12 protein-coding genes are annotated in these 15,052 nt (G+C 45.0%); 9 read left to right on the forward strand and 3 right to left on the reverse strand.

Translation table 11 applies throughout. The annotated features are described in order from the left end of the window. Positions 1-33 precede the first annotated feature (33 nt). From pyrD to rmf, 6 genes are all read left to right on the forward strand, one after another. Positions 34-1,068, forward strand: coding sequence for a quinone-dependent dihydroorotate dehydrogenase (gene pyrD / locus L9P36_RS06560; protein ID WP_237465918.1), 1,035 nt, complete (start codon positions 34-36; stop codon positions 1,066-1,068). A gap of 148 nt (positions 1,069-1,216) precedes the next feature. After that, on the forward strand, positions 1,217-1,750 hold the full coding sequence (locus L9P36_RS06565) for a cell division protein ZapC (RefSeq protein WP_237465919.1): 534 nt from the start codon (positions 1,217-1,219) through the stop codon (positions 1,748-1,750). 755 nt (positions 1,751-2,505) lie between these two features. Beyond that, on the forward strand, positions 2,506-4,650 hold the full coding sequence (gene rlmKL, locus L9P36_RS06570) for a bifunctional 23S rRNA (guanine(2069)-N(7))-methyltransferase RlmK/23S rRNA (guanine(2445)-N(2))-methyltransferase RlmL (RefSeq protein ID WP_237465920.1): 2,145 nt from the start codon (positions 2,506-2,508) through the stop codon (positions 4,648-4,650). Positions 4,651-4,743: 93 nt separating this feature from the next. After that, on the forward strand, positions 4,744-6,660 hold the full coding sequence (locus tag L9P36_RS06575) for an ABC transporter ATP-binding protein (protein WP_237465921.1): 1,917 nt from the start codon (positions 4,744-4,746) through the stop codon (positions 6,658-6,660). After that, entirely contained in the window at positions 6,661-8,511 is a 1,851-nt protein-coding gene (locus L9P36_RS06580) for a DUF3466 family protein (protein WP_237465922.1), read from the forward strand. Between the two features lie 167 nt (positions 8,512-8,678). Then, positions 8,679-8,852 carry a ribosome modulation factor gene (gene rmf, locus L9P36_RS06585; RefSeq protein WP_237465923.1) on the forward strand — a complete coding sequence of 58 codons (174 nt, stop codon included), beginning with the start codon at positions 8,679-8,681 and terminating at the stop codon, positions 8,850-8,852. A 284-nt stretch (positions 8,853-9,136) separates the two neighbouring features. On the opposite strand, the gene fabA is transcribed toward rmf, so the two are convergent. Next, the gene (gene fabA / locus L9P36_RS06590; protein WP_237465924.1) at positions 9,137-9,655 is read right to left on the reverse strand and encodes a 3-hydroxyacyl-[acyl-carrier-protein] dehydratase FabA; all 519 of its coding nucleotides are present in this window, start codon (positions 9,653-9,655) and stop codon (positions 9,137-9,139) included. Positions 9,656-9,719: 64 nt separating this feature from the next. After that, positions 9,720-11,345, reverse strand: coding sequence for a S16 family serine protease (locus L9P36_RS06595; RefSeq protein ID WP_237465925.1), 1,626 nt, complete (start codon positions 11,343-11,345; stop codon positions 9,720-9,722). Between the two features lie 177 nt (positions 11,346-11,522). Here L9P36_RS06595 and matP point away from each other — a divergent pair, with 177 nt between their 5' ends. Together matP and L9P36_RS06605 are read left to right on the forward strand one after the other, a co-directional pair. Then, positions 11,523-11,984: a macrodomain Ter protein MatP gene (gene matP / locus L9P36_RS06600; RefSeq protein ID WP_237465926.1), complete on the forward strand. Its 462-nt coding sequence runs from the start codon at positions 11,523-11,525 to the stop codon at positions 11,982-11,984. Positions 11,985-11,988: 4 nt separating this feature from the next. Further along, on the forward strand, positions 11,989-12,300 hold the full coding sequence (locus L9P36_RS06605) for a DUF3634 family protein (RefSeq protein ID WP_237465927.1): 312 nt from the start codon (positions 11,989-11,991) through the stop codon (positions 12,298-12,300). A gap of 455 nt (positions 12,301-12,755) precedes the next feature. Here L9P36_RS06605 and nagZ read toward each other — a convergent pair whose 3' ends face one another. Further along, positions 12,756-13,808 carry a beta-N-acetylhexosaminidase gene (gene nagZ, locus L9P36_RS06610; protein WP_237465928.1) on the reverse strand — a complete coding sequence of 351 codons (1,053 nt, stop codon included), beginning with the start codon at positions 13,806-13,808 and terminating at the stop codon, positions 12,756-12,758. Positions 13,809-13,918: 110 nt separating this feature from the next. Between nagZ and L9P36_RS06615 the strand changes: the two genes are divergently transcribed. Next, complete coding sequence (locus L9P36_RS06615) at positions 13,919-15,016, forward strand: anhydro-N-acetylmuramic acid kinase (protein ID WP_290368678.1); 1,098 nt, start codon at positions 13,919-13,921, stop codon at positions 15,014-15,016. Positions 15,017-15,052 lie beyond the last annotated feature (36 nt).

Here is a 15,052-nt window from a genome sequence, read left to right on the forward strand (position 1 = left end):
CCCCGTTTAACGGGGCTTTTTAATGGAGGTACCATGCTTTACCGCCTCGCCAGAACGGCGCTTTTTCAGTTAGATCCAGAGCGAGCACATGATCTAACTATGAAGGGATTTGCTCGCGTCACCGGCACTCCTCTTGATATCTTCTATCGACAACACGTTCCTCATGCTCCCGTTGAAGTCATGGGGCTTACCTTTAAAAATCCTGTTGGTTTGGCAGCTGGCCTTGATAAAGATGGCGAATGTATTGATGCATTTGGCGCCATGGGATTTGGTTCGATTGAAGTGGGAACCGTGACTCCACGTCCACAACCAGGGAATGATAAGCCTCGTTTATTTCGTGTCTTAGAAGCCGAAGGTTTAATCAACCGTATGGGCTTTAATAACCATGGTGTCGATAATTTAGTCGAAAATATTAAACGCGCTAAATACGATGGCATCATTGGCGTTAACATCGGTAAAAATAAAGATACGGCGATTGAAAAGGGTAAAGATGATTATTTAATCTGTATGGATAAAGTTTATCAATATGCAGGTTATATTGCCGCCAATATCTCTTCTCCAAATACACCTGGATTGCGTACATTGCAATATGGTGAAGCATTAGACGATCTTCTTTCTGGTCTAAAAGAGAAACAATTAGCACTGGCAGAGAAGCATAATAAATATGTTCCTTTAGCGCTAAAAATTGCTCCCGATTTAACTGAAGAAGAGCTGGTTCAGGTAGCCGATGCTTTGGTTCGTCACCAAATAGATGGTGTGATTGCCACTAATACCACACTAGATCGTCAATTGATTCAAGGTATGAATCATGCTCATGAAGCGGGTGGCCTAAGTGGAAAGCCGCTCCAATCAAGAAGTACAGCGGTTATTAGTCGCATTCATGGTGAGCTAAACGGTAAATTGCCGATTATTGGTGTCGGTGGTATTGATAGTGCTGTCGCTGCCAATGAAAAATTTGATGCCGGCGCAGAGATTGTTCAACTTTATTCTGGATTTATTTACCAAGGCCCACCATTGGTAAAACGTATTGTAAAAAGTTATTTGGCGAGAAAAGCAGCACAGGCTTAATCGTAAATTAAATCGAATAATTTTTACGCAAAAATAGAAAAGGGGAAGTCTGACTTCCCCTTTTTTTTATGCCGTAAAATTGTAAAATCCTTCCCCATTCACTATTACTTTCTATACCTCTTTCAACCGCGTTTATTTGGGGAAAATGATGTTAAAACCGAATAATAACTGGCAGTGGTATTTTAACCCGCAGGAAAATAGCTTATTGCTCGATTTGGGTAATGGCTATGAGTTCTGTGTTGGGTTAGCGATCAAAAGCCTGGTTGAAAGTGCCAAAGGACGCGCACCTTTTAGTGTTGAGGATGCGGCGATTTATCAGCGTTACTGCGAAACTTTAGAATCGATTTATATTGATGATGGCCGAGCAGCTGAAGTGGCACTCAATGCTATTGCTGCGGCGCGCTTTCACAAGCCTGTGATGCCGAAAAGTTGGTTTTTCCATGCTCAGGCTCAAGATTATAGTCCTCAGCAAGGTGAGGTCGTTGTTCTGGCCAATACGCATGGTGAAGGCCGTTACTTAGTCATTGAAAACTGCGGCCGTGCCAGTTTGTGTATGTGTTTAGAGCCTGAAATGAAGCTTTCTGAAGGCAAATCATTAGGTTTTTGTGGCACCATCAAAGTGATGAATGATCGCATTATGGCGCACTACGAACAAACGAACTCTCTCTCATTGGTGGGGTAATTTATCTCATCATCCCCTTAAGCGCTCTTAGAGCGCTTTTTTTTTGTGCCAAATCTAAGGGGCTTCATGTCCATGAACGGCACATAAGCCTCAATCTCCAGTATCGGAAATCTATTTTAATTGCCCTGTTGTGTACGCAAGTGGCATGACGACACAAGCATCCTTGTAGATCGTGCTTCATTCCAGGGCAAATCGTGCCTATGAGCGATTTGGAAATGGCTTTTTGGGTGGGGCGTTATCAAAAACTGCGGTCAATTCAGGCCAAACTTGTTCTATTTCCAATCAAATAAGCGGCGGTATTTTCGCCAGCTATCTCACAAAACTGCATCTTTCTTATCCGATTTTTATTTTGTCTCAAAAGGGGAAATAGAGCGATCCCTGTTTATTTAAACATGTGTTCTTATTGCTGATTATACGATTTCCAAAAAAGAAACCAGAGGATCGTTGCTATGTTTTGGGTTGTGGATAAGTGGGCACTCACCAATAGCTGGCGGTTTTGGTGTTTCCATGCACCACAACTACAGCCCTTGTTTTATATGGCGTTAAGCATGAATTGTGCGGTTTGTGTGAATTTGTTTCGTGCTCAATTGAATTGATTTTAGCTGTGAGTAAGTGGTTGCTTTCACGAAGGGAGGGTTAATGGCTGGTGGAGTGATTAAAATTGAGTCATCTAGGCGAAAAAGGTCAGATTAGGCCTAAGCCTTATCGTGCATTTGCGCTATAATCGCGCCAATTTTTGATGAATGAAGCTTGCTATGAATCGATATTTAGCTGTGTGTGCTCGTGGCCTTGAAGGGTTGTTGGAGCAAGAACTGGATAGTTTTGGCGCGACCCAATTAAAAAACGCGGGTGCGGGCGTCTATTTTACCGCTGATGAAGCGGTACTTTACCGAGCCTGTCTGTGGAGTCGTGTGGCATCTCGTATTGTGCTGGTTCTTTCTGAATTTGCGCTGCGTGATGATTTAGATCTCTACCTGTCCGCCAGCTTGATCGATTGGCCATCGCTTTTTTCTGCACAAAAGAAAATTGTGGTTGATTTTAATGGGACCAACCGCGCGATCCGCAATAGCCAGTACGGCGCATTAAAGATCAAGGATGCGATCGTTGACCGTTTTACGAAAGCGAACTTGGATCGTCCATCGATCGATAAAGATCAACCTGATCTTCGTATTCATGCTCGTCTACAAGGTGAAAAAGCGTTAATTGGTATTGATCTTGTGGGGAGCGGGATGCACCAGCGTCGTTACCGCACCGAGAAAGGTCGTGCGCCACTACGTGAAAACCTTGCCGCAGCTTTGGTGATGCGCAGTGGCTGGCAGCCAGGCGAAGCCATGCTTGATCCTATGTGTGGTTCGGGAACGTTATTGATTGAAGCGGCTTTGATGGCAGCAAAAGTAGCGCCAGGCTTAAAACGCGAGCGTTGGGGTTTTGAATCACTCAATGGCTTTGACCTTGATAGCTGGCGAGAAATTCACGCAGAAGCGAAGGTTCTGGCTCGCCGTGGTTTGAATAAAGAGAAAAAACTCTTCATTGGTTACGATTTAGATAGCCGAGTTTTAACGCAAGCCATGAGTAACGCTAAACGTGCCGGTGTTGATCACCTGATTCACTTTGAGCGTAAAGATGCAGCTGATTTGGCAATGCCAAACGCTTTTGCGGAATATGAAACGGGCGTTGTGCTTTCAAACCCGCCATACGGTGAGCGTCTGAGCAGTGAGCCTGCGTTACTTGCGCTTTATGGTGAGCTAGGAGCGCGTTTAAAAGCCAATTTCCCATGCTGGCGTGCGGCGCTTTATTCAAGCTCTGATGAGCTACTTAGCTGCATTGGTATGCGCGCTGAAAAACAATTTAAGATCAATAACGGTGCATTGGCTTGTGTCTTAAAGCTGTACCATATCTCTGCGCATCATGCTGAAAAACAAGCGGAATCTGGTAAAGCGCAGGCTGCTGAAGTATTGGTCGCGCCTGATTTTGCCAACCGTTTGAAAAAGAACCTAGCCAAGCTTGAGAAATGGGCGGCGAAAGAGGGTATTGAATGCTATCGCATTTATGATGCTGATTTGCCGAACTACAATGCCGCCATCGATCGCTACCGCGATAAGATTGTGATTCAAGAATATGCTGCGCCAAAAGAGATCGCACCTGAAAAAGCGCGTCGCCGTTTGCTTGATATGGTTCGTGCTTGTATTCAAGTGACGGGCGTACAAGCCAGTGATGTGGTCTTAAAAGTACGCGAGAAGCAAAAAGGTAGCAGTCAGTATAATAAAGTGGCACAGAGCGGAGAGCGCTTTAGTGTGACTGAATACGGCGTTAAGTTGTGGGTGAATCTCAACGATTATCTCGATACAGGCCTATTTTTGGATCACCGTAATACGCGCCGTGTGCTTGGCCAAATGGCTGCAGGCAAAGACTTCCTAAACCTATTCGCTTATACGGGCTCTGCAACAGTACATGCGGCATGTGGCGGCGCCAAATCAACGACCACTGTGGATATGTCTAAAACCTATCTGGCTTGGGCGAAAGATAATATGGCGCTCAATGGTAAGACGGGTCGTCAGCATCGTTTTGAACAAGCAGACTGTTTGCAATGGCTGGCGCAAGAGAAGGGCACCTATGACTTGATCTTTATTGATCCGCCAACGTTCTCAAACTCTAAGCGTATGGATCAAACCTTTGATGTGCAGCGTGATCATTTGGATCTTATGACCCATTTGAAACGCTTACTTCGTCCTGATGGGATCTTGATTTTCTCAAATAACAAGCGTCACTTTAAAATGGATCTCGAGGGATTGAGCGCGCTTGGGCTGGCGGCGAAGAATCTATCAAAACAAAGCTTGCCAATGGATTTTGCGCGTAATGAGCAGATCCATAACTGCTGGCAGATCACCCATCAAAAGTGATCCTGTCACTGATGTATTTTATTATCTAATTCAATAAATTCAGCCTGCATCCATATTGATGGTGTGCAGGCTTTTTATCATAAGAGTATTGTCATGGCGTTAATCACCATTTCTCAGGGACAGTTGGCATTTGGCGATAATCCGTTGCTATCAAATGCTGAATTTGTATTGCAGCCACAAGAGCGCGTCTGCTTGGTCGGCCGTAATGGGGCCGGTAAATCAACTTTGATGAAGGTGCTGGCTAAACAAGTCATTATGGATGACGGCACCCTTTGGTTTGCACAAGATCTGAAAGTCTCTCGCTTAGAGCAAGATCCACCACGCGATGTGGAAGGTACTGTCTTTGATTTCGTTTCTGAAGGCTTGGCGGATGTCGGTCAAGCACTCGCTAAATATCACCAGTTATTAGAGCTGGTGGCACAAAACGCGCAGCAAAGTGATATCGACAAGCTGGCTAAACAGCAAGAATTGCTGGAAACCCTCAATGCTTGGCACTTCGATAATCAGATTAATATGGTGCTGGCAGAGCTTGGTTTAAGTGGCAATACCAAACTCACCGATTTGTCTGGTGGTTGGCAGCGTAAAGCGGCACTCGCTCGCGCCTTGGTATGTGAACCTGATGTACTGTTGCTCGATGAGCCAACCAACCACTTAGACGTTGATGCTATTGAGTGGCTTGAGAACTACCTGAAACAGTTCCGTGGCGCAATTATCTTTGTCTCGCATGACCGTGCATTTATTCAAAGTATGGCGACTCGTATTGTCGATTTAGATCGTGGCAATCTCACATCTTGGCCGGGTGACTATCAAACTTATCTTGATGGCAAAGAAGAGGTGCTTCGTGTTGAAGCCGAGCAAAATGCGCTCTTTGATAAGAAATTAGCGCAGGAAGAGGTGTGGATTCGCCAAGGGATTAAAGCCCGTCGAACTCGTAATGAAGGCCGCGTACGTGCGTTAAAAGCGCTACGTGTTGAGCGTAGTCAGCGTATTGAAAGCCAAGGTAAGGCAAAATTGCAGCTTGATGATGCCGTGCGCTCTGGAAAAATCGTTTTTGAAATTGAAGATTTGAATTATCAAATTGAAGATAAACATTTGATTTCTGATTTTAGCGTCAATGTGCAACGCGGCGATAAAATTGCCCTCATTGGTCCAAACGGCTGCGGTAAAAGTACCCTGATTAAATTGTTGTTGGGTGAGCTGAAAACTCAGCAGGGGCGCTTACATTGCGGCACCAAACTTGAAGTGGCGTATTTTGACCAGTATCGAGAAGAGCTCGATCCAGAAAAAACTGTGATGGATAACCTAGCTGATGGCAAGCAAGAGGTGATGGTCGCGGGGCGCTCACGTCATGCTTTAGGTTATTTGCAGGACTTTTTGTTCCATCCACGCCGCGCTCGTACACCGGTTAAAGCGCTGTCAGGTGGTGAGCGTAACCGATTGCTTCTTGCTAAGCTATTTTTGAAACCCTGTAACTTATTGGTGCTCGATGAGCCAACCAATGATTTGGATATTGAAACACTTGAATTATTGGAAGATTTGCTCGCTCAGTACGAGGGGACATTGATTCTGGTGAGCCATGATCGTCAATTTGTCGACAATACTGTGACTCATAGCTGGATTTTTGAAGGCAATGGGGTGATTCAAAGTTATGTCGGAGGGTATCATGATGCCCGCCAACAGCAGCTACAATCAAAGCAAGCTGTAGTGGCGAAACCTGTGGCAAAAGTTGAAGAAAAAACAGAAGAGAAGAAAGAGAAACGCAACTCTTCTTCGAAAAAGCTGTCTTACAAGCTTCAACGTGAACTAGAAGCGTTGCCAGAAAAATTAGAGCAGCTTGAGTCGCAACTTGAGTCGCTACAATCACAAGTCAACGATCCGGCATTTTTCCAGCAGGATCAAACCACAACGCAAGCGGTGCTCACTGAGCTTGCGACAGTGGAGACGGAACTCGAAGCCGCATTTGAGCGTTGGGAAACGCTTGAAGCGATGCAACAAGAAAGTGAATCTTAAATGAAGTTAAAAAGAACCACATTAGCTCTGACCATCGCCGCTGCGCTGCCTGCCCAGGCAGCTCTTTATAATGTTGTTGAAGTTGCAGGTGACCCTAACGGTATTGTTGATTATGAAGCTCAAGCTGTAGTGCATACGCTAGGTAAAGATTGTTTTGCAGAAAATGCGAATTGTCTATCTGATAATTATTCGATTGGTCTTGATAAGCGTCAGGGGACTGATGGTTTTTCATTACGTGATTTAGCGCCACTTAACTATGATTTCGGTTTTCGACTTGGGGATCTTGAGAACTATAATGCTGATATTGAAGGTGGTTTCGAGTTCTATTGTGAAGAAATATTAGGCTATAGCACTTGTGAATCTTGGGCGATTGCAAGATTTTATGGTCAAAATTATGTATTTGGTGGTTTCCTACGAGATATGGATGGGGATAAAGATGGCTATACACCAGTAACCCATGCCTTCATTAACTCGAAAGAAATTGAGCCAAGAAACTCGGTTCTTAATGGAATGCTGAGTGATGGTTCTGTGGTCGGAACTCGCTCAGGAGATGAGAAAACTGTTAATAGACGCAGTACCATTCGTGAGGGGTTTTACGTCGATAGTTCATCGAATTTGACTGCATTGACAATTGATCCTAGTCACATTGATCTTAATAGTAAGGATGTTATTGCTGAAATGGGGCAAACGACAGCTGAAGATGCAATTAAAATTGGAAGTAGTGTGTATATTGTTGGTTCTGCCAGTACCCGTTTTTTGGGGCAAGGGTACGGAGAGAAATCCGGCAGTGGCTCATGTATTGATGATGTAAACCGTTTGACGAAGCCAGAGTGTCAATATTTAAGCTTTGCGACTCAGGCATGGGTATGGAAGATTGACGACGGCGCAAATGGACCATTAGCGTCTCAGTGGGTGGATGGTGGCGCTGCAATTACCCACCAAACAGCCGCGCAAGCGCAAGCCCGTGCGATAGCTTCAGTAAAAAAAGTAGGCTCCTCTACTGAGACGCTTACTGCTGTTGGATTTTCTTCGGCATATGATGATGTTTCTAGCTCCATCGCGGATGCGCAGGATCAGCTTCTTAAAGCTGTTGTTTTCGAATCTGTTGATCCCAAATCACCAAGTGAACCTATCGAACTGAATATTTCTTATGGTAGTGGAAATGATAGACGTTATAATTGGGCTATGGCCAATGATATTAACTCAAGCGGACAGATTATCGGCAGTGCCAAATTACGTCAATCGCAAGACAGTGTATATCCTCAGCGTTCATTTTATGTCGACGCATCAAATTCGCCTTATGATTCGGCTGAAGTGAAGTTTCTGAATGATATTGACAGCAATGTTTTTTTCCGTTCATCCAATAGTCAAGCCAATGCAATCAATGATCAAGGCGTCATGGTGGGTTGGGTTGATGTGGAGCGTAAGATTGAAATTGATGGTACCCCGCGTCGTCACAGAGCGTTTGTGATGAATATGGGTACAGCAGTAGCATCTCCGTTGGCCGAGAGCAAGGCCTATGTGCTTGATAATCTTACAGCAGGTGATAACGCAGATGCATTGAACAATCAATATCGCATTTTTGAAGCTGCAGACATCAACAACGATGGTGTGATTGCAGCAACTGCATTTAAATGTGACGGTGGCTATGCTTCTGAAGCTAGTAACGCGAGTTGTAATGGTACGGAAACGAAAGTTGCTGTGAAGTTGGTTCCTATCAATGGCGCAACTGCTGCTGATATTGTTTATCGTGCACAAGATGGCCAAAAGGTAGAGCGTCAAGGCGCGAGTTTTGGTGCATTTGGACTCGCTTTGTTGGGGCTTTTCGCATGGCGACGAAAACGTATTTAAAAATGTAAATTCAAAGAAGGCGTCACACTTTCGTGGCGCCTTTTTTTATTTGCGTTGATCTTCACGCAAGAATGCACAATGCTTAAATGGTCTTTCCTTGTGATTCATGGGAAGCCAAATCAATCTAGTTTTGTGCTGATTGGCACATCGACCAAGAGGGATACAGTATGAAGAGACAAAAGCGGGATCGTTTGGAGCGAGCGCATAATAAAGGCTACAACGCTGGACTTCACGGACGCTCAAGCGAAGATTGCCCGTATCAGGCGACTGACGCCAAAACATATTGGTTAGGTGGCTGGCGTGAGGCAAGAAGTGATAAATTGTCTGGTCTCTATAAATAAACCTCGAACAATGCAGCCCTACGGGGCTGTTTTTTTACCAGCCTAATGCACTATAACTAATTAGTTATTGACTTAAATAATATAAAATTCACTGTATTTGAAATATGTACCATGCTTAGTAGTGAGCAATGCCCGCTGAGATATAATACGGTTAATAATGATAGGGATGTATTGCGCTAGCGCTAGATGGGTACGGTTATAGGTGAATAAGTGGTGATAGTGAGAGGCTCAAAAGAAAAGCCCGTGACAGTGTCACGGGCTTGATGATATGTGGATACAGTACCTTAGAAGCTTGATGTATCTTGGAAAAGACCCACTTTGAGGTCTTTAGCAACATAAATTTCTTTGCCATCAACCAAGACACGGCCATCAGCCACACCCATGATCAATTTACGATTGATCACACGTTTAAAATCAATTTCGTAGGTTACTAATTTGGCTGTTGGTAGCACTTGGCCCGTGAATTTCACTTCGCCAACACCCAGTGCACGGCCTTTACCTTCGCCACCTTGCCAGCCAAGGAAGAAACCAACCAATTGCCACATGGCATCAAGACCCAAACAGCCTGGCATCACAGGATCGCCAGGGAAGTGGCAGTCGAAGAACCAAAGGTCAGGGTTGATATCAAGCTCAGCACGAATACAGCCTTTACCAAAGGCGCCACCTTCATCTGTAATTAGCGTGATGCGATCCATCATCAACATATTTGGCGCTGGTAGTTGTGGTCGTCCAGGACCAAATAGCTCGCCTTGGCTTGATGCCAATAGGTCATCGCGGTCGTAAGATTGGCGTTTCATTAACATTGAATAGGGCTCCTTGTTCAGTTGCCCTCACGTTAGCGAACACATGTACGCCGAACAAGTCCGATCAGCTGTGGACAAACCAGTTTTTGAGGCGCGACCAGCAAGATTGATGGGAATCGGTTTGATTTAACATATCAATGCGCAGGGCAATTTTTTCAAGTAAACAGTCGTCGCCCTCAGCAAAATGACATCCAGTCAATTGCAACAAAGCTTGTTCTACATACTCGACCGACCAAAGATGGAATTGCTCATTTTGGATGGCTTCGATGAGCTCTTGCGAAAGAACTAAGTTCTCAAGGTTAGAGCGTGGCAATATCACGCCCTGAGAGCCTGTTAGACCACGGTGCTGACAGATTGCGAAGAAGGACTCAATCTTTTCATTCACGCCGCCTACGGCTTGTACACGGCCAAATTGGTCCATAGCACCGGTCACAGCAATTTGCTGTGTGAGCGGTGTTTGCGACAGTGCACTGACCAAGGCGCAGAACTCAGCCAACGAAGCGCTATCGCCATCGACTTCACAATAGGACTGCTCAAATACAATCGAAGCACTAAAAGGCAGCGGTTGATCAAGGTTTAATGCCGCGCTGACAAAGGCCTCCATGATCATCATCCCTTTGGCATGAATGTTACCGCCAAGCTCAACCTTACGCTCGACATCGGAAATATCGCCATCGCCGCAATGAACGACACAGGAGATGCGAGAAGGCTCGCCGTAAGCGCGAGGGTGACCTGCAATATCAATCACGGTCAAGCCATTGATTTGGCCAATCGCCTCATTTTCGCAGTCAATGTGAACATGGCCAGATTTAATATCTTGCTGAGCACGAAGTGGGAGATAGGATTCTTGATTGATTTTCTGCGCCAGTGCTTTTGTCACATGTTTTGCTTCAATTAATAAACCTTCACTTTGAATGGCGCAGCGGCTTAGCCACGCTTGATGCCAAAGCGGTGACAAGGGTTGATAGCCTTGATTTTCGCACTGACGCGCACCTAAACGAAGATAGGCTTCTAAGGCTGTATGATCGGCAAAATAGGGCAGATTAGCGCTCTGAGCTAGGGTGCGAAGATATTGGTGAAAGCAAGGTAGAGATTGCGCGGAAATCGCAATATCGGCTTCGACCTCGCCATAATTAAACTCAGCGCTATTGCTGTCGGGTTCGAGTTGTTCAAATTCAGCCAATTGATAACGATCGCCGGTCAAGATTAAGCGAAGGTTGATCAACTCCGGCTGAATCATTTCACCAAAATGAGCACCAGAGACCATGGGTAAAAGTTGTTTGCTGCTAAGCAATGCTTTCATTCGATCCCATGCTTGTGGTTGGTGAATAAAGTAGCTTGCCGGCATGATGGCAATACCATCATGAAGTTGGGCCAGTAATCCAGGCTCTGACAGCACTTGTCCTCGGTCGTAGCGATGATGACCAAAAAGTGACTCTGGACTTGCTTGTTCAATCACCGCCGCGTGTACATCACGCTCTTGCAATAGCTGGGCGATTTGCTGGCGATAGAAATGATGGTCTTGGCAGCAGATCAGCATCAAGCTTGATTGACTAAACTCATGGGTATAGCTTTTCAGCGCTTGCTTTAACCTCGGCTGCATTTGCCAAAAATCACACATCGTTGGATGGGCGTCAAAGGCAAATGGATCGGGCAGGGTAAAGGTGAGTTGTTGCCAAGATGTCTTCATATAGCGTCAGCGTACATTGGGAAAAAGAAAAGCAGTATAAAAGATTGTGTAGGTTGGCACACACAGTTTTATTGATAGCACCGACAATTCCGCGGTGAAATTCTTGTTTTCCTGCAATCATGCGGTTACGCTGTCACTTGATATGATTTTTTCAACTTTATCTTTGGTCTTGCACATATGAAATATCAGCAACTCGACAATTTAGAATCGGGCTGGAAATGGCAGTATTTGGTCAAAAAACATAAAGAAGGTGATGCCATCACGCATTACATTGATCGCAGTGAAGCCAAAATAAATATCGATGCTTTGATGGCCATGGAGCATGAGCCGGTGAAAGTGCTCGAGTGGATTGAGCATCATATGAATCCTGCACTTGAAGTGAAGCTTAAACAAGCCATTCGAGCCAAGCGCAAGCGTCATTACAACCGCGCGCAAACCCATACACGCAAAAAAAGTATCGATTTGGACTATCGCGTATGGGAAAAACTGTCGCAAAAAGCAAAATTACTGGATGCCACTTTATCGGATACCATTGAATTTTTGCTTTCAGAAGCGGGCAAAAAAGAACACGCAAACCAAAAAGTTGAAGATATTCGCAAGGATTTACATCAGTTATTAGCTATGGACGAAGGAGTTTAATGCCATGATTTGGTATGTGCTAATTGCCACATTGGTCATTTTTGGATATTTGCTATATGACCGTCCGGTACTCAAACTGACTTATCGAGATGGTCAGCGTGTGGGCATTAAGGGCAGCGATTATGCTGGTTTTGTAAAAGATTGCGATGCAATTGCAGAGAAAAAACCATTTTCAGGTGTTGTACGAGTCTACCGTACACGCGTGAATATTAAATTAGCCTTTAGCAAAGGGATCAGTAGCCAAATGCGTCAACGCATTCATAATGTATTTCCATTTCCAAGTAGCAATAACAAGCAGAAAAAACGTCGCGCTTAATTTTTTGAATTTATGAAATGGTTCGCCAGAAGCCCAACATTGTTTGGGCTTTTATGTGAGGTTGAATATGGCTCGAAGAAATCCTTACTCTAGACGAGCAATGAATAAAGCAATTAGAGAGAATGAAGCTGAGGATTGGCGTAAATATCCTGAGCTGATGTGGGGTATCTATATTGTTGGATTTATAGTCTTAATTATTGTTTTTGCCGTAACACATTGCAGTTCGCATAATGTATATTATGTTAAATACGGTATTGTATGAATAAAGGGAAACCTAGTTGTTCTCCCTTTTCTCTTGGTTTTTCAGCACATTATCACTTTTTCTATTTAACCGGTTATTTACCATAAAATAGATAATTTGCTATTTATCTTATCCAAGATAATCCCTCAATCATTCATTTGCTTAGAGGCTTTGCGTTCTAATCATGAATTAATGAAGGATTTTCTTGGTCGATTTACATATGTTGGGCGCCGGTTTCACTTTGGTTTTGACGGATCTGCGCTTGGTTTTCTTGCCACCAATCTGAAATTTTACGCACTTTGGTTGCTGCATCTTGCCAGGTTTGGCTATTTTGCAGCGCTTTAAGCGAGCCTTTTTTCTCATTGCGCATAGCAAAAGTTGCTGCTGGTGCCTGCAGACCAACCGGCAATCGATCCAGCGCGGCCTCAACCCCCTTACGATTATTGCAAAGCAGCACTAAGTCACAGCCTGCGCTTAGTGCGTGTTGGCAACGCTCTGCGTGATTACCGAGAATCGCGGCACCTTCCATATTCAAATCGTCTGAGAAAATAATCCCGTCAAAGCCTAATTTCTCGCGCAGAATTTGTTTCAACCAGTAAGGTGACCCGCTTGCCGGCTCATTGGCAAAGTGTTGATAAATCACATGGGCTGGCATCATGGCATCGAGCTGCCCTGCATCGATAAAATGGCGGAAAATTTGAATATCCAGGTCAATGTTGCTTCTGGCATCTACAGGCGTTTCAAGGTGTGAATCTGCCGTCACGGCGCCATGACCAGGGAAATGCTTACCTGTGGTTGCCATGCCCACATCTTTCATCCCTTGCATGAAAGCACCGGCATGGCGAATAATCGTCTGCACATCATGCCCAAAGGCGCGATCGCCAATGGCTTGGCTTTGATGGCCTAAATCAAGCACGGGTGCAAAACTCAGGTCTATATCATGGCTGTTAAGCTCTGCCGCCATCATCCAGCCACAGGTTTTCGCATACTCATGCCCTTTTTCGCCAAATGCGGCAAAAGCTTGAGCTGCGGGTAAACGGGTAAAGCCATCTCTAAATCGTTGTACACGACCACCTTCTTGATCGACGCCGATGAGAATTGGCTTTTTAGCCGCCTTGCGCATTGCGGTTGTGAGCGCATCGAGCTGTTCGCTATCGTGATAATTACGACTAAAGAGGATCACGCCGCCAACATTTGGATGCGCTAAAATCTCTTTATCGATCGCATCAAGCTCATAACCGTCAACATCTAGCCAAAGTGGACCCATTTATTTTTCCTTGTTCCGAGTGCGAAGCTCACACAAATCAAAAAGATAATCGACATCCAAGGTTATAGTAAGCAGAATATGCTGCAACAAAAATTTGGGATCCTGAACCAATGAAGAAATATATCGGAATAATGTCGGGCACGAGTCTAGATGGTGTCGATGTGGCACTGGTTGAAACGGATGGCCGCACTATTTCTCTGCTTGCAAGCATCGAGAGCGAGATGCCTGAGTCGATTAAATCTGATGTGTTATCAATCTGTTTGGGGCAAACCACTAATTTAAAGCAAGTTGGCGAGCTTGATCATCGCTTAGGCCATCTTTATGCCGATGCGGTATTACAGCTATTAGAAGCAAACCAGATTGCAGCTTCAGACGTTGAAGCTATTGGTTGTCACGGACAAACAGTTTTTCATCAACCGCAAGGTCCCTATCCTTTTACCATGCAATTGGGTGATGCCAATATCATTGCTGCGCGAACCGGCATTCAAGTGGTCGCAGATTTTCGTCGAAAAGATATGGCATTTGGCGGCCAAGGCGCCCCTTTGGTGCCTGCGTTTCACGATGCACTATTTAGTGACACTGTCACTGCTAAAATAATTGTTAATATTGGCGGTATTGCTAACGTTTCTGTACTGCTACCGCAGCAATCGCCTTTTGGTTATGACACAGGGCCTGGCAATATGCTGATGGATGCTTGGTGTATGCGTCATTTAAATCAGCCATTTGATCGGCAAGGTCAATGGGCTGCTTCTGGCACAGTGGACCAAGATTTACTTGCTACGCTTTTAGCCGACCCTTATTTGGCACAACTTCCACCGAAAAGTACTGGCCGTGAGCATTACCACCTTGACTGGTTAGATACACAATTGGCAAAACATGCCTCCATTGCAGCACAAGATGTGCAAGCCACCTTGCTTTGGTTTACCGCGCGCTCAATCGCAGATGCGGTATTGCAGCATCGCGCAACGGCTCTCTATGTCTGTGGCGGCGGCGCTAATAACCCGTTGTTAATGCAGGCGCTACAACAATTGCTACCCGACTGCGATGTGGCAACCACCTCAAGTAAAGGTGTTGATAGCGATTTTATGGAAGCGATGGCCTTTGCTTGGCTTGCGCATCAAAGACTTCATTATTTGCCAGGCAATATGGCGAAAGTGACAGGTGCTTCTCAGAATTGCGTCTTAGGTTGTGTGTACGCTTCACATTAGTAGTAACAATCCCCTATAGATAGTTATAGTGCATTA

The sequence above is a fragment of the Vibrio stylophorae genome, assembly GCF_921293875.1.
GTDB classification, from domain to species: Bacteria; Pseudomonadota; Gammaproteobacteria; order Enterobacterales; family Vibrionaceae; genus Vibrio_A; species Vibrio_A stylophorae.